Genomic DNA, 15,565 nt, shown 5'->3' on the forward strand with positions numbered 1-15,565 from the left:
TTCCCGGCTCACGTCACGTCGAGGGAGGTGACCAGGAACTCGTTGCCCCGGACCACCTCGACATCGGAGCTCTCGCACTGTGGGCAGCACACCGACCACCGGGAGGCGATCTCGGAATGCCCCCCGCAACTGTGGCAGTCCACCTCGGCGGCGACGAACTCGAGTTCCAACTCCGCCTCGGGCATGCTCTCGTGGTCGCGGACCAGCGTCCAGCAGAACGACAACGACTCCGGGACGACCTGCCGCAGGGCCCCGATCTGGACCCGCACGACGTCGACCCGGCGGCCGGCCGCGTAGGGCTTCACCACCCCGGCGATCGCGTGGCACAGCGACAATTCGTGCACGGTCGGTCTTTCTGTCTTCCGGATCGGGCAGGCCTGCACCCTACAGCGCCGCGCCGGTGCCGCCGAGGGGATTCTGGACGGAAAAACGCAGACTTTCGGTGCGAAATTGTGATTGTGGTCATAGAACGGCGGGACTAGCGTTGTTCCCACCTACCCGCGCGAACAGCCCACCGTCGCGGGTGGCCGTCTTCTGCTCAGGAGGTTCATGAGCGCCTTTCTACCCCTGCGCCGGGCGGGCTGAGGCGACGGCGTCCCGATGAACGTGCGGGTGCGTCTCGACATCACCGGTGTGGTGCAGGGCGTCGGGTTCCGCCCGGCGGTCGCGCGGATCGCCGCCGAGTTCCGGCTCGGTGGCTTCGTGTACAACGACGCCGGGTCGGTTCACTGTGAGTTGGAAGGCCCGGCCGTCGACGTCGAAGCGGCGATCGCGGCGATCCGGCACCGCCCACCGCCCATGGCGCGCATCGACAGCATCCGCAGCCGGCGACTGGAGCCCAACGGCGACAACTGCTTTGAGATCGTCGGCAGCCGAAGCGGCGACCTCTCGCGCACCCTGATACCGCCCGACATCGCCACCTGTGCGGACTGCTTGCGGGAGATGCGCGACCCGAAAGATCGTCGTCACGCCCACCCGTTCATCACCTGCACCAACTGCGGGCCGCGCTACACGGTGATCACCGACCTGCCCTACGACCGGCCGGCGACCACCATGGCCGGCTTCCCGATGTGTTCGGCGTGTGCGGCCGAATACCACGACCCCGCCGATCGCCGGTACCACGCCCAGACGGTGGCCTGTCCGGACTGCGGGCCCCGGCTGAGCTGGCACCCGGGCGGCGCCGATTCGACGACCGACGACCCGATCGGTGCGGCGGTGACCGCGCTGCGGGCCGGCCGCATCGTCGCGATCAAGGGCATCGGCGGATTCCATCTGGCTTGCCGCGCGCAGGACGCATCCGTCGTCGCCGAGCTGCGCCGCCGCAAGAGCCGGCCCGCCAAACCGTTCGCGGTGATGGTCGCCGACCTGGCCGCGGCGGAGCAGATCGCCATGCTCGACGAGGCCGCCGCCGCCGCGCTGAGCTCGCCGTCGGCGCCGATCGTGTTGGTCGCCCGCCGGCCCGGCGCGGTCGCCGACGAGGTGGCGCCGGGCCTGGCCGACCTGGGTGTGATGCTCGCCTACTCGCCGGTGCACCACCAGCTGTTCGACCGGCTGGGCAGGTCGGAGACGCTGGTGATGACCTCGGCGAACCAAGGCGGATCGCCGATCGTGTTCCGCGAGGGCGATCTGAGCTGGATCGACGGCCTGGCCGACGCGGTTCTGGCGCACGACCGGCCCATCGGTGTGCCCTGTGAGGATTCGGTGCTGATGATCGCCGACCGGGACGGTGCGGTACCGCTGCGCCGCTCGCGCGGCTACGCCCCGCTGCCGGTGTCGGTACCCGGTCCGCTGCCGGACCGGGTCGTCCTGGCCACCGGTGGTGACCTGAAAACCACCTTCTGCCTGATGGGTGCCGACGGACACGCTCACATGTCCGCGCACCTCGGCGATATGGCCGACCCACGCACCCAGGCCTGTTTCGAAGCGGCGCTGGATCACCTGGCGTTCATGACCGACCGCACCCCCGACGTGATCGCCTGCGATATGCACCCCGGCTACGCCACCAGCGCGTGGGCCCGGCGTTACGCCCGGGACCGACCGGTGATCGCCGTCCAGCATCACCACGCCCACGCCGTCTCGCTGCTCACCGAGCATCGCCGGCTGGGCACCCCTGCCATCGCGGTGACCTATGACGGCACCGGGTACGGCACCGACGGCACCATCTGGGGTGGCGAGCTGCTGGCGATCACCGAGACCGCCCGCTTCACCCGGGTCGGGCACCTTCGGCCGTTCGCGCTTCCCGGCGGCGACGGCGCCGCGCGCCAGCCCGCCCGGATCGCGCTGGATCTGCTGCACCGCGCCGGCATCGGGTGGACCACGGACCTTCCGCCGGTGGCCGCGCTGGACGACACCGCACTGCACATTCTGGGCCAGCAGATCCCGCGCGGCCTGGGCTGCGTGCCCACCACCAGCATGGGTCGGCTCTTCGACGCGGTCGCAAGCCTGCTCGGGGTGTGTCAGGAGGTCAGCTACGAAGGCCAGGCCGCCGTGGAGCTCGAGCACCTGGCGCGCGACGGACAGCCCAGCCCGCTGGACTTCGGCGTCACCGCCGGTGAGCTGGATCCGCTACCGGTGATCGCCGGCCTGGCCGACGGGCTGCGCCGGGGCACCGCGCTCGCCGACCTGGCCGCCGGCTTCCACCAGGCGGTGATCCGTGCGACCGCGGCGGCGGCCACCGCCTGCGCCCGCGCCGCCGGCATCACCGTCATCGGTCTGACCGGTGGCGTGTTCGCCAATCGCATTCTGCTGCAAGGTCTTCGGTCGGCGCTCACCGAGAGTGGGTTTGAGGTCCTCAGCCACCGAATCGTGCCATGTAACGACGGAGGACTGGCGCTCGGCCAGGCCGCCATCGCCGCCGCAACGCTGAACGACGCGGAGCCGGCGGCTGTATCGGAAAGGATCGGCATATGTGCCTCGGAATACCCGGCAAGGTGATCGAAATCTGGGAGGAGGCCGGAACCCGGATGTCGACCGTCGACTTCGGCGGCACCACCAAGACGGTGTGCCTCGCGTACCTCCCCGACATGCAGATCGGCGAGTACACGATCGTGCACGCGGGTTTCGCGATCACCCGACTCGATGAGGCGTCGGCGAACGAGACGCTCAAGATGTTCGCCGACCTCGGTGTCCTGGAGGAGGAGCTGGGCGGTACCGAGGGTCAGAACAGGAGGGAACCAGCATGAAGTATCTCGACGAATTCCGGGACCCGGCGGCGGCCAAAAGCCTGGTCGACGCCATCACGCGCAGGGCAACTCGTCCCTGGACCATCATGGAAGTCTGTGGTGGACAGACGCATTCGATCATCCGCAACGGCATCGACCAGCTCCTCGAAGGCGCCGTCGAATTCATCCACGGACCGGGCTGCCCGGTGTGCGTCACGCCGCTGGAGATGATCGACCGGGCATTGGAGATCGCCGGCCGCGACGACGTCATCTTCTGCTCGTTCGGTGACATGCTGCGGGTGCCGGGCAGCCACCAGGACCTGTTCAGCGTGCGTGCCCGCGGCGGGGATGTGCGCATCGTCTACTCGCCGTTGGACGCCACCCGGGTCGCCGCCGACAACCCCGACAAAGAGGTGGTGTTCTTCGGCGTGGGTTTCGAGACCACCGCACCGGCCAACGCCATGTCGGTGCTGCATGCCCAGCGTCTGGGACTGACCAATTTCTCGGTGCTGATCTCGCACGTGCTCGTCCCGCCGGCGATGACGGCGATCCTGAGCTCGCCGACCAACCGGGTTCAGGGCTTCCTGGCCGCCGGCCACGTGTGCACGGTGATGGGCACCGCGGAGTACGGCCCGCTCGTCGAGCGGTTCAACGTGCCGATCGTGGTGACCGGATTCGAGCCGTTGGACCTGCTCGAAGGCGTGCGCCAGGTGGTCGACATGCTGGAGTCCGGCACCGTCGAGCTGCGCAATGCCTACCCCCGCGCGGTGAACGACGCCGGCAACACGGTGGCCCAACAGGCCCTGTCTGACGTGTTCACGGTGGTCGACCGGCAGTGGCGCGGCATCGGCATGATTCCGCGGTCGGGTTGGGCGCTCTCGCCGCGCTACGCCCAGTTCGACGCCGAGCTCAAGTTCGGGGTGGGGCATCTGCAAGTGCAGGAGTCGGCGCAATGCCACAGTGGCGAGGTGTTGCAGGGTCTGCTCAAGCCCAACCAATGCCCGTCGTTCGGGACCACCTGTACGCCGCGCACCCCGTTGGGCGCCACCATGGTGTCCAGCGAGGGCGCATGTGCGGCCTACTACCAGTTCCGCAGGTTGGAGACCGCTGCCCATGTCTAGCCCCGCGGGCATCGATCCGTCCGATTGGGTGTGTCCGCTGCCGCTGCGGGAGACCAAGCGCATCGTGCTCGGGCACGGTGGCGGCGGCATCCTGTCCGAGGAACTGATCGAGAACCTCTTCCTGCCGGCGTTCGGTTCGGCGGGCGGCCCGGCGCGTGACTCCGCGGTGCTCGACGTCGCGGGCGGGCGCATCGCCCTGACCACCGACTCCTACGTGGTGAACCCGTTGTTCTTCCCCGGCGGCAACATCGGCGATCTGGCCGTCAACGGCACCATCAACGATCTGGCGTGCAGCGGTGCCCAGCCGCTCGGGCTGACGGCCGGCTTCATCATCGAAGAAGGCCTGGAACTCGAGGTGCTGGGGGCCATCGCCCAGACCATGGGCAAGGCGGCCGCCGAGGCCGGGGTGGGCATCGTCACCGGCGACACCAAAGTCGTCGGAAAGGGCGGCGCGGACGGGCTTTTCGTCAACACTGCCGGTGTCGGCGTGGTGCCTCACGGCGTGCGCATCGGGCCCGAGCAAGCCCGGCCCGGTGACCACGTCATCGTGTCCGGCAACATCGGCGAGCACGGCGTCGCGATCATGAGCGTGCGTGAGGGGATCGACTTCGGCACCACCGTCACCACCGACAGCGCACCGCTGCATCAGCTGGTGGCCGCCATGCTGGCGGCCGTCCCCGACCCCGATGCCGTACACGTACTGCGCGATCCGACCCGGGGCGGGCTGGTCGCCTCCACCGTCGAGATCGCCCGAACCGCCGGTGTCGGCGTCGAACTCGACGAGCATCGCATCCCGGTCCCCGACACGGTGTCCTCGGCGTGCAGCTTCCTGGGCCTCGACCCGCTGCAGGTGGCCAACGAGGGCAAACTGGTGGCGTTCGTCGACCCCGCTCACAGCGAGGCCGTGCTGGCCGCGATGCGATCTCGGCCCGAGGGCGCGGGTGCCGTGCTGATCGGCCGGGTGGTGGCCGAGCACCCGGGGATGGTGGTCGGACGGACCGCGTTCGGCACCACCCGGGTGATCGAACGTGAACTGGGCGAACAGCTTCCGAGGATCTGCTGACGGGTGACCAACATCGACGACCGGACCGCCGAGGTACCCGGGACACTCGACGATGCGGCGGTGGCCGCGCTGGGTGGCTGGTTGCGCAGGCAGGGGATCGGGTCGGTCGTCAGCGACGTCGAACCGTTGGCCGGCGGCACCCAGAACGTGGTGGTGCGGTTGCGCGTCGACGGTCGTCCGGTGGTGTTGCGCAGGCCCCCGCCGCACCCGCGACCCAACAGCAACCGCACCATGACGCGCGAGGTCGCGGTGCTGCGCACGCTGGCCGGAAGTGCGGTGCCGCATCCGGAATTCGTGGCGGCCTGCGAAGACCTCGACGTCCTCGGCGTCGTCTTTTATCTGATGGAAGACGTCGACGGCTTCAACCCGGCCACCGAGGTGGCACCGGCCTACGTCGCCGACCCGCAGCTGCGGCACCGGGTCGGCCTGAACTATGCGGCCGATCTTGCCCGGCTGAGCACCGCGGATTGGCAGGGCCGGCCGCTGCAGCAGCTGCACCGACCGGGATCCTTTCTGGCGCGCCAGGTTCCGAATTTCGTCGCGCTGCTGGACAGTTACCGGCACGAGCGCTACCAGCCGGAGACTCTCGCCGTCGGCCGGCTCGCCGACTGGCTGGTGGCCCATCGACCCCCTGACGGTGAACCCGGCATCATGCACGGTGACGCGCATCTCAACAATGTGCTGCTGCGCCGTGATGTGCCCGAGGTCGCGGCGTTCGTCGACTGGGAGATGTGCACGATCGGCGATCCGCTGCTGGATCTGGGCTGGATCCTGGTGTGCTGGCCGCACGATCCCGACCCGATCAATGCCGGACGGGAGTTGGCCGCCCTCGGCGGTCTGCCGAGTCGCACCGAACTGGTCGCCGCCTACGCCGATGCCGAGGGCCGGTCCACCGAGAACCTCGACTGGTATGTCGCGATGGCGTGCTTCAAGCTGGCGATCGTCATCGAGGGCACCTACTCGCGGTATCTGGCCGGGCAGGCGCATCGCGATGCCGGTGAACGCCTGCACGACTCGGCGAGCCGGCTGATCGGGCTGGGGGAGCGCGTCGCCGCCGGCGACAGTCCGTTTGCCTAGCTCGGCAGTGGGTGCGTCAGCGGCGCGGCGAATCGCCCTGCCCGCAGGTGCACTGCTGGGTCGGCGGGACCTCGCGCATCACCTGGTCGACATGCTCGCCACACCCTGCCCAGGTGGTCTTGTGGCAGCGCGGGCACTCAACGGGATAGCACATGATCAGTCTCCTTTTGCGTTGGCAGATTATGCGTCGGATCCGGCCTTGCGCGCGGCAATGGTCGCACGAACCTCGGCCATGTCGAGCGCCTTGATCTTGGTGATCAGTTCTTCGAGCACCGCCTGCGGCATCGCGCCGGGCTGGCTGTACACGAGAACGCCGTCACGGAAGGCCATCACCGTGGGGATCGACCGGATCTGCAGGGCTGCGGCGAGCTCCTGTTCGGCCTCGGTGTCGACCTTGGCGTGCACGATGTCGGGGTGGGCCTGCGCGGACTTCTCGAACACCGGGGCGAAGGCCCGGCAGGGACCGCACCAGGCGGCCCAGAAGTCGACGATGACCACCGGGTTGCCGGTGATCGTCGACTCGAAATCGTCGAAGGTGAGAGTAACAGTGGACACGGTGTTTCCTTTCGGGGTCGCTCAGGCGGCGGTGTGGGTCTCGGCCCACGCCTGGTAGCCGCCGGCCAGGTCGGTGACGTTGGGGAAGCCTTGGGCTCGCAGCAGCGAGGCGGCGACGCTGGAGCGCCAGCCGCCGGCGCAATGGACCACGATCGGCTTGTCGGTGGGGACGTCGTCGAGCCGAAGTCGCAGCTGTGCCAACGGGATCGGTAGCGCACCCGGGATCACGCCGTTGCTGCGTTCACCGGGGTTGCGAATGTCGATGACGGTCACGGCATCCTGCGCCATCAGCCTGTCGAGGTCGACGGGGCTGGTGCGCGGCGCGGTGCGGACCAGATCGCGCAATTCGGCCGGGAACTCGCCGTCGTGCCCGACGGTGAGGTAGCCGATCGCGTTGTCCGACCCGATCCGGGCCAGCCGCAGCGCGGCATCTTGCTCCTCACCGGGGTAGGTCACCAGCGCGATCTGCTCGCCGACCTCGGCGACCATCCCGCCGGTCTCGGCGAACCGGCCGTCGAATCCGACGTTGACCGAGCCGGTGAGATGGCCGGCGGCGAAGTCCTCCACCGATCGGGCATCGACGACCCGGACGCCGGCATCGAGCGCCTGGCGCACCTGCGCGGCGGTCATTGCGGGGATCGTGCGGGACTCGCCGAGCAGTGGGTGGACCCGCTTGTTCATGGCGGCGTTGACCGAGAAGTACGCGGGCGCCGCGGGCTGCCCGTCGGTGATCATCGCCACGAACTCCTCGACGGCCATCGGCTGCACCGAGGGGTTGGTGCGGCGCTGTTCGCCGATCGTCGAGGTGAGCTCGGTCGACAGGTTCTTGCCGCACGAGGACCCGGCGCCGTGGGCGGGCATCACCGTCACGGAATCGGGCAGCGTCAGCAAGGTGTCGTGGATCGAGTGGTACATGGCCCGGGCCAGATCGGTGGTCGAGCTGTCGCCGAGGTTGACCAGGTCCGGCCGACCGACGTCGCCGATGAACAGCGAGTCTCCGGTCAGCACGGCGGTCGGGACGGCATCGGGATGCTCGCGCACCACCACGCTGATGGACTCCCAGGTATGGCCGGGGGTGGCCAGGATCTCCAGGTCGACATCGCCCAACGAGAGGTGCTCACCATGGCTCAGCCGGCGAATCGGGTAATCGGTCTCGGCGGCCTCGCCGAAGCCGATCCATGCGCCGGTGGCCTCGACGAGTTCGAGGTGGCCGGAGACGAAGTCGGCGTGGAAGTGGGTGTTGATCACCCCCTCGATCACGAGACCGTGGTTGCGGGCGTCGTCCAGGTACTCGGTGATGTCGCGGCGGGGGTCCACGACGATCGCCCGTCCCGTGGACGGGTCACCGATCAGGTAGGACGCGTGCGACAAGCACTCGATGTAGTACTGCTCGAGGATCATCGTCGAAACTCCTTGACAGGGTGGCTCTGGTGCGCCGATGTGGCGCCTTCGCTGCCGTCCAACATACCCCATGGGGTATATATTCCACCAGTTCCGTATGCCATTGGGGGTATCGAGGGCCAGCGCCGGCGGGCATGAAACCCCAGGCCGCGGTGTTATACCCCCGCGGGTACGCTTGTCCCCATTACCTGAGGAGGGTTCACCATGGTTGGTGATGAAGACGCTATTGCCGCTGTCCTCAACCGGCTGCGCCGGGCACAGGGCCAGCTGGCCGGTGTGATCTCGATGATCGAGCAGGGCAGGGACTGCAAGGACGTGGTCACCCAGCTTGCCGCCGTCTCGCGGGCGCTGGATCGCGCCGGGTTCAAGATCGTCGCGACCGGATTGCGCGAGTGTGTGACCGGGAACGCCAGCAACGGGGACGCTCCGATGAGCGAGGCCGAGCTGGAAAAGCTGTTTCTCGCTCTCGCCTAAGGACGGTGAGGACATGAGCATGGACATTGCGCTGTCGACCACGCTGCACGGCAGCTTTGACGATGCCGTCGCACGAACCCGGGAAGCGTTGGCGAACAACGGATTCGGTGTGCTGACCGAGATCGACATGAAGGCCACGATGACGGCCAAGCTCGGCGACGCCGCCGGCGCGGCCCTCGGTGACTATGTGATCCTGGGCGCCTGCAATCCGCCGCTCGCACAGAAGGCCGTGATGATCGATCGTCAGATCGGGCTGCTGCTGCCGTGCAACGTGGTGGTGCGCACCGACCCCGACCGGGCCGACACCGTGCACGTCGAAGCGATGAACCCGCAATTGTTGGTGGGCGTCACCGGCCAGGACGACCTGCAGGCAGTGGCCGACGAGGTCACCGGCAAGCTGCAGTCGGCCATCGACTCGCTGAGCGGTGCCTGAGTCGTCGGCCGCGCCGGGTTACCGCGCCCTCGTCGTCGACGACGAGGTCTCGCTGGCCGACGTGGTCGCCGGTTATCTGGAGCGTGAGCATTTCGAGGTCACCTCGGCCACCGACGGTGCCGAGGCGCTGCGGCTGGCCCGGGAAAGCGATCCCGACGTGGTGGTGCTGGACCTGAGTTTGCCCGGCATCGACGGCTTGGAGGTGTGCCGGCAGCTGCGGACGTTCTCCGACGCCTACGTGGTGATGCTCACCGCGCGCGATACCGAGGTCGACACCATCGTCGGGCTCTCCGTCGGCGCCGACGACTACATGACCAAGCCGTTCAGCCCGCGCGAGCTGGTGGCGCGTATCCACGCCATGCTTCGCCGGCCGCGGGTCGCCGCCCGAACGGGAACAGCCGGCGAGCCGCCGCCCCGGGTCTTCGGTGATCTGCGTATCGACACCTCAGCTCGGGAAGTGTCGGTCGCCTCCGGGCCGGTCACCCTCACCCGTACCGAATTCGACGTCCTGGCCGCGCTGTCCGCGCGCCCGGGGCTGGTGTTCACCCGGCGTCAGTTACTGGAAGCGGTGTGGGGCGACGACTGGTTCGGGAACGAGCACCTCATCGACGTCCACATCGGGCACCTCCGGCGCAAGCTCGGTGACAACCCCGCCGACCCACGCTATGTGCTGACCGTGCGCGGCGTCGGCTACCGGATGGGCAGCGGGCAGTGAGCCGCACCCCGGGACTGGCCACCCGGCTGCTGCTGGCGCAGGTGCTGGTCCTGCTCGCCGGGGCGCTCGCCACCGCGGTGGTGGCGATGGTGGTGGGACCACCGCTGTTTCGCGAACACCTGCGCCGGGCCGGGGTGGCCGCCGATTCACACGAGCAGTTCCACGCCGAGCAGGCCTATACCTACGCGACCGCGATCTCCGTGGCCGTCGCGGTCGCGGCCGCCGCACTGACCGCGCTGGTGGTCACCTGGTACGTCAGCCGGCGCTTGCAGCGCTCGCTGGCCGAGGTCTCCACCGCGGCGGCCCGGATCGCCGACGGCCGCTTCGACGCCCGGGTCGCGGCGCCGCACCTCGGCGCCGACTTCGACGCGCTCGCCGGGGCCTTCAACGCCATGGCGACACGGCTGGAAGACGTGGAGGCGACCCGCCGCCGGCTGCTCGGCGACCTGGCGCACGAGATCCGCACCCCCGTCGCGGTGCTGGAGGCCTACATCGAGGCACTCGAAGACGGTGTCAAGACGCTCGACAGCGACTCGGTGTCGGTGATGCGGGATCAGGCCAGGCGGCTGGTCCGGCTGTCCGAGGACGTCGGGGCGCTGGCCCAGGCCGAAGAGGGGCAGGGCCTGGCCCCGGAGTGGGTGGACGCCGGGACGCTGGTGGCCGCGGCGCTGGCGGCCGGGGCCGACCGCGCGGACGCCGCGGGTGTGCAGCTTGGCTCGCACGTCGATCCCGCGGTCGGTCCGTTGTGGGTGGACCCGCAGCGGCTCGGGCAGGTGCTGGGCAATCTGCTGGACAACGCCCTGCGTCACACCCCCGAGGGCGGGCGGGTCGACGTCAGCGTCAGCCCGGGCCAGGGTGAGGTCGTCGTCACCGTCGCGGACACCGGTGAAGGCGTTGCCGCACAACATCTCCCGCATCTCTTCGAACGGTTCTACCGAGTAGATCCGGCCCGGGGCCGGGCCGGCGGCGGTAGTGGCATCGGCCTGGCGATCGCCAAGGCGATCGTCGAGGAACACGGCGGCCGGATCGGTGTCGCCAGTGCCGGCCCGGGTGCCGGCACCGTCTTCACCGTCGAGTTGCCGCCCGGTCCGACGGCTCAGCCCTCAATTCGTCGGAATCGCGTCGTTGTGCGGGGCGGTGCTGCGGTCGTGCAGCGGATGGACGGCCATGTAGACCAGACCGACGCCGACCACGATGGCTGCCGACAGGGCGACGATCCAGTTGTCGTACCAGGGGGCATCCGGGGTGCGCGGCCACGCCATGTTGACCATGGCGGTCACACCGTAGAGCAAGGCGGCGACGTTGACGGCCATGCCCCATCGGCCCAGTGAGTACTTGCCGCTGGGCACCCAGCCCTTCAGCCGGGCGCGCAGCGCGGCGAGTACCACCATCTGGAAGCCGAGATAGATGCCGAACGCGGCGAAGCTGATGATCTTGGTGATCGCGTCGGTGGAGAATTTGGAGCCGATCACGATGACCGCCGGGATGAGTGCGGCCAGCAGCAATGCGTAGGGCGGGACGTGGCGGCTGGCCGAGAATTTCTTGAGCAGTGAGCTGCCCATGATCATTTCGTCGCGGCCGTAGGAGTACGCCAACCGGCTGGCCGCGGCCTGCAGGCTCATCGCGCAGGACAGGAACGAGATCAACACCACCAGCAGGACCGCCTTCGCGCCACCGCTGCCGAAGGCTTCGTTGAGCACCGTGCTGACCGGGTCGGTGTCTTCACCGGCGATGACGGCGGGGATGTCGGTGACCGCCAGCACCAGCGCCAGACAGACGAAGGTCGCTGCGGCGCCGCCGACATAGATGGTGCGGCGCATGGCTTTGGGAATGAGCCGGCCCGGGTTCGGCACCTCCTCGGCGACATCGCCGCATGCCTCGAAGCCGTAGTACTGGTAGATGCCGATCAACGCCGCCGCTGCGAACGCCCACAGGTAGTTGCCGTCACCGCCGGCGCCGAATCGGTCGAAGATGATCCCGAGGTTGTGCTCGCGGTGCGCGATCAGCAGCCACCCGCCCACCGCGAGGGCACCGACGATCTCCGCGGTGAAGCCGATGATCGCTGCTGTGGCAAGCACTTTGGTGCCCATGAAGTTGATGGCGGTCGCCACCGCGAGCAAGATGAGCGCGAACACGATGGTGTTGTTGACCGTCGCCTCGAATCCGAACGCCGCCGCGACGTAAGGCCCGGCGCCGTAGACCACCGAGGCGATGGTCACCAGCAGCGCCACCATGTAGACCCATCCGGTCATCCACGCATAGCGACGCCCCCACAGTCGCCGCGCCCAGGGATACACCCCGCCGGCCACCGGGAACTGGGCGACGATCTCACTGAAGATCAGCGCTACCAGCAGTTGGCCGACGCCCACGATGAGGAAGCTCCAGATCATCGGCGGCCCGCCGGTGGCCAGGGCGTAGGCGAACAGGGTGTAGACCCCTACGACAGGGGACAAGTAGGTGAACCCCAGCGAGAAATTGGCCCACGGGCTCATGTCCCGCTTGAACTCCGACTGGTATCCGAGGGCGTGCAGATGACGGACGTCGTCCTCGTCGTGGAAGTCGTAGTAGCTGTCGGCGGCGGGGTCAGAGGGGGGAGATGACGCACTGGATGTGGACATGGAGTGCCTTCTTCCGTAGGTCCTGGCGTGGCCGAAAAACTACAGAGCTATTGTTTATGCGGCAACCGGAACGGCGGAATTCGTCGGAAATCGGGTAAGTTGCCGAGGTCGGATCCATCGGGAGCACGCGCGCAAGGAGGGCCCGGTGTCGTCGTTGTCGCCGCTGGTTGCGCCGGAAGCGCCGGTGAGCCGTGCCGACGAGATCGTCGCGCGCATCACCGAAGCCATCCACCTCGGACTTCTCGACGACGGCGAGCGGCTGCCGGTCGAGGTCGACCTGGCAGCCCAATTCGGAGTGGCCCCGATGACCGTCCGCGAGGCATTGGCCACGCTGCGTGACCAGGACCTGCTGGAGACCCGGCGCGGCCGCAGCGGCGGTTCCTTCGTGCGTAGGCCCGACGGCCCGCCGGTCGACAAACTCACCGCGCGACTGGCCGCAATGAGCGCCTCTGACCTGCGTGATCTGTTCGACGAACACACCGCTGTCGCCGGCCAGGCCGCCCGGCTGGCTGCCGAGCGGGCGGCCTCCTATGCGGTACGTCGGCTGTTCGCGCTCACCGACCAACTCGGCACCGCCGCCACCCTGGGTGACCGCATCCGGGCCGACAGCAGATTCCACATTCAGGTCGCCGTCGCGTCGCAATCGGCCCGGCTGGCCCGCCGGGAGGCCAACCTGCAGGCCGAAGTCGCCGGCCTGATCTGGCTGCCCATCGGCCCTGCCCAGGACGTCGCCGCCCACGTCGAGCAGCAGCATGCCATCGCCACCGCGGTCGCCTCGGAAAACCCCGGCGAGGCCCGCCGCCTGGCCGAAGACCACGTCATGGGCCAGCTTGCCCGGCTGACCAGGATCAATCTCGACCTGTCGACCGGCGGGGCGGAATCGTGAGCGCAGACCCGTCCGCCCAGCAGCTCGCCGAACAGGCGACCCTGGCGCTGGAGTCGGTGTACGAACTGCTCGCCGGTGTCGCCGAGCAGGTGTTGCGCAGCCGCCCCGCGCGCGCCGCTCTGACGGAGGCGCATTTCAGCGGGCTGCAGCGACTGCTCGCCGACCTGGTCGGGCGGGAACAAGAGATCTGGGGAATGGGGTTCGTCGCCGCGCCGTTCGTGGTCGACGGCCTCGAGCGCTACATGGCGTGGTGGCAGCGCCACAACGAACGGGTGGCCAGGCTCCGGCTGAACTTCGACCCGACCAGCATCGACGTCTACGACTACCTGCAGATGGATTGGTATCGGCTGGCCCAGCACGGCCAGGACCGAGTGGCCTACGGGCCGTACGTCGACTACAGCGGATCGGACATGTACACGATCACCGCGACCGTCCCCGTCGTCGCCGACGGCACGTTCCTGGGGGTGGTCGGCGCCGATCTGGCGGTCGGACCGGTCGAACGCAAGCTCATCGAGGTGTTGCGGCGCAGTTCCCGCGACGCCGTGGTGGTCAACACCGAGCGGCGGGTGATCGCCGCGAACACCCCGCGCTGGATCGTCGGCTCGCGGCTGGCGAGCATGCCGATGGCCGGACCGGCGGGCGACCCCGCGGCGTTTCGTGAGGTCGCCGGGATGCCGCTGGGCACCGATTGGGTGGTCGCCGTTGCGTGGCCCGAGACCGATTGACCGCCAACGGTTGACAGTAAGACTCTATTCGTAGAGTATTTACCGACATTCCCCGCCGGTGTCCTTCCGGGGTTGTCGGGGATCCTGTCGGAGCCGTCCGGAGGTTCACAGCTGATGTCGTCGCTCGCCTTCGGGGAAGTACCCGCCTTCGATGTGGCCGACCCGGCGTTCTCCATCACCTCCGAGGCCGTGCACGCCGCGCGCGAGCGCAGCTGGTACGCGACCACGCCGTACGGCATCGCCGTCCTGCGCTACGAGCAGATGAACAAGCTGCTCAAGAGCCGCCAACTCCGGCAGGGCTCGGTGGCCTGGCCGGCCCACAACGGCGTCACCGAAGGCCCATTCGCGCGGTGGTGGTCGAGCTGGCTGCTCAACAAGGAGGGCGAGGAGCACCGCCGGCTGCGCCGGCTGATGACCCCGGCCTTCTCTCAGCAGCTGATCGTGGGTCTCGTTCCCCGATTCCAGGCGCTGGCAAGCGAACTCGTCGACAACTTCGCCGAACCGAACCGATGCGAGTTCGTCAGTGAGTTCGCCGAACCCTACTCGGCCCGCGTCATCGCCATCATGCTCGGGCTTCCCGAGTCCGAATGGCGGGTCATCGCCACCGAGTCGGCGACGTTGGGGTTGGCAATGGGGGTGACCCTCAAAGCGGACCTGCCCGAGATCGAGGCCGCCCTGGCAAGGCTGTACGCCTACTGCGACGAGGTGATCGCCGAACGCCGGGCCAATCCCCGAGACGATTTCGTCACCGCCCTGGTCAACGCCTCGCTGCCGGAGGAGGGTCGGCTCAGTAATGATGAATTGCGAGACGGTTTGGTGCTGTTGATCTTCGGCGGGTTCGACACCACTCGCAACCAGCTCGGTCTGGCCATGCAGACCTTCTTGGGTCATCCCGACCAGTGGCGGCTGCTGGCCCAGCAGCCCGAACTCGGCCCCAAGGCCGTCGAAGAGGTCATGCGCGTCAACCCGACGACCCGTTGGGTGACCCGCGAGGTGATCGAGGATTTCGAGTATGAGGGTGTGCTGTTGAAGGCCGGCACCACCGTGCACCTCTACGGGGAGTCGGCGGGCACCGATCCGCGAGTCTTCACGCCCGGGTTCGACATCACCGCAGAACGCAAGCCACACTTCGGGTTCGGTGGCGGCGTGCATTACTGCCTCGGGCATTTTGTCGCGCGGGCCGACATGAGTGAGGCGCTGCCGCTGCTGGCCCGCCGGATGCGCGACCCCCACGAGTTGCCCGGCGCGACTTGGCTGCCGGACTCCGGTAACACCGGGCCCAACGCCCTTCCGGTCGGTTTCACCCCCGGCTCGTGACCTCGACTCCCAGCCCCCG

General features: G+C 68.6%; 16 protein-coding genes and 1 pseudogene. 12 read left to right on the forward strand and 5 right to left on the reverse strand.

Features of this window, described 5'->3' with window-relative positions; translation table 11 throughout:
• Positions 1–8 precede the first annotated feature (8 nt).
• Positions 9–344: a hydrogenase maturation nickel metallochaperone HypA gene (locus MSZK_RS08920; protein ID WP_099247000.1), complete on the reverse strand. Its 336-nt coding sequence runs from the start codon at positions 342–344 to the stop codon at positions 9–11.
• Positions 345–600: 256 nt separating this feature from the next.
• On the opposite strand from MSZK_RS08920, the gene hypF reads away from it, so the two are divergent.
• Genes hypF through MSZK_RS08945 form a run of 5 tightly spaced genes read left to right on the forward strand, consistent with a single transcriptional unit; the run spans position 601 to position 6,422 of the window.
• Positions 601–2,934: a carbamoyltransferase HypF gene (gene hypF, locus MSZK_RS08925; protein ID WP_099247002.1), complete on the forward strand. Its 2,334-nt coding sequence runs from the start codon at positions 601–603 to the stop codon at positions 2,932–2,934.
• Entirely contained in the window at positions 2,907–3,182 is a 276-nt protein-coding gene (locus MSZK_RS08930; protein WP_099247004.1) for a HypC/HybG/HupF family hydrogenase formation chaperone, read from the forward strand. Before hypF ends, MSZK_RS08930 begins: the two co-directional genes overlap by 28 nt.
• The gene (hypD, locus tag MSZK_RS08935; RefSeq protein ID WP_099247006.1) at positions 3,179–4,282 is read left to right on the forward strand and encodes a hydrogenase formation protein HypD; all 1,104 of its coding nucleotides are present in this window, start codon (positions 3,179–3,181) and stop codon (positions 4,280–4,282) included. The genes MSZK_RS08930 and hypD overlap by 4 nt, the downstream gene beginning before the upstream one ends.
• Positions 4,275–5,345, forward strand: coding sequence for a hydrogenase expression/formation protein HypE (gene hypE, locus MSZK_RS08940; RefSeq protein WP_099247008.1), 1,071 nt, complete (start codon positions 4,275–4,277; stop codon positions 5,343–5,345). The genes hypD and hypE overlap by 8 nt, the downstream gene beginning before the upstream one ends.
• 12 nt (positions 5,346–5,357) lie before the next feature.
• Positions 5,358–6,422: a phosphotransferase family protein gene (locus MSZK_RS08945; RefSeq protein ID WP_099247181.1), complete on the forward strand. Its 1,065-nt coding sequence runs from the start codon at positions 5,358–5,360 to the stop codon at positions 6,420–6,422.
• Between the two features lie 16 nt (positions 6,423–6,438).
• Here MSZK_RS08945 and MSZK_RS32605 read toward each other — a convergent pair whose 3' ends face one another.
• From MSZK_RS32605 to MSZK_RS08955, 3 genes are read right to left on the reverse strand one after another with little or no spacing between them, the layout of a single operon-like run.
• On the reverse strand, positions 6,439–6,576 hold the full coding sequence (locus MSZK_RS32605; protein ID WP_199203257.1) for a hypothetical protein: 138 nt from the start codon (positions 6,574–6,576) through the stop codon (positions 6,439–6,441).
• Positions 6,577–6,602: 26 nt separating this feature from the next.
• On the reverse strand, positions 6,603–6,977 hold the full coding sequence (trxA, locus tag MSZK_RS08950; RefSeq protein WP_099247010.1) for a thioredoxin: 375 nt from the start codon (positions 6,975–6,977) through the stop codon (positions 6,603–6,605).
• Positions 6,978–6,998: 21 nt separating this feature from the next.
• Complete coding sequence (locus MSZK_RS08955) at positions 6,999–8,378, reverse strand: rhodanese-like domain-containing protein (RefSeq protein WP_099247012.1); 1,380 nt, start codon at positions 8,376–8,378, stop codon at positions 6,999–7,001.
• Between the two features lie 204 nt (positions 8,379–8,582).
• Between MSZK_RS08955 and MSZK_RS08960 the strand changes: the two genes are divergently transcribed.
• The 4 genes and pseudogenes from MSZK_RS08960 to MSZK_RS08975 all read left to right on the forward strand — a co-directional run.
• Positions 8,583–8,852 (forward strand): metal-sensitive transcriptional regulator, encoded by a 270-nt coding sequence (locus MSZK_RS08960; RefSeq protein WP_099247014.1) that lies wholly within the window; start codon positions 8,583–8,585, stop codon positions 8,850–8,852.
• A gap of 19 nt (positions 8,853–8,871) precedes the next feature.
• Positions 8,872–9,285: a DUF302 domain-containing protein gene (locus MSZK_RS08965; protein ID WP_099247183.1), complete on the forward strand. Its 414-nt coding sequence runs from the start codon at positions 8,872–8,874 to the stop codon at positions 9,283–9,285.
• Positions 9,278–10,000, forward strand: a complete 723-nt coding sequence (locus MSZK_RS08970; protein WP_099247016.1) for a response regulator transcription factor — start codon at positions 9,278–9,280, stop codon at positions 9,998–10,000. Before MSZK_RS08965 ends, MSZK_RS08970 begins: the two co-directional genes overlap by 8 nt.
• A gap of 14 nt (positions 10,001–10,014) precedes the next feature.
• Positions 10,015–11,082: pseudogene (locus MSZK_RS08975) on the forward strand (ATP-binding protein); the annotation flags it as partial.
• Positions 11,083–11,103: 21 nt separating this feature from the next.
• On the opposite strand, the gene MSZK_RS08980 reads toward MSZK_RS08975, so the two are convergent.
• Positions 11,104–12,618, reverse strand: a complete 1,515-nt coding sequence (locus MSZK_RS08980) for an APC family permease (RefSeq protein WP_099247018.1) — start codon at positions 12,616–12,618, stop codon at positions 11,104–11,106.
• A gap of 145 nt (positions 12,619–12,763) precedes the next feature.
• On the opposite strand from MSZK_RS08980, the gene MSZK_RS08985 reads away from it, so the two are divergent.
• From MSZK_RS08985 to MSZK_RS08995, 3 genes are all read left to right on the forward strand, one after another.
• Positions 12,764–13,504: a FadR/GntR family transcriptional regulator gene (locus tag MSZK_RS08985; protein WP_099247020.1), complete on the forward strand. Its 741-nt coding sequence runs from the start codon at positions 12,764–12,766 to the stop codon at positions 13,502–13,504.
• Complete coding sequence (locus tag MSZK_RS08990; protein WP_099247022.1) at positions 13,501–14,229, forward strand: cache domain-containing protein; 729 nt, start codon at positions 13,501–13,503, stop codon at positions 14,227–14,229. Before MSZK_RS08985 ends, MSZK_RS08990 begins: the two co-directional genes overlap by 4 nt.
• Before the next feature lie 114 nt (positions 14,230–14,343).
• Positions 14,344–15,546, forward strand: coding sequence for a cytochrome P450 (locus MSZK_RS08995; protein WP_099247185.1), 1,203 nt, complete (start codon positions 14,344–14,346; stop codon positions 15,544–15,546).
• Positions 15,547–15,565: the final 19 nt, after the last annotated feature.

The sequence above is a fragment of the Mycobacterium sp. shizuoka-1 genome, assembly GCF_002723835.1.
Lineage (GTDB): Bacteria > Actinomycetota > Actinomycetes > Mycobacteriales > Mycobacteriaceae > Mycobacterium.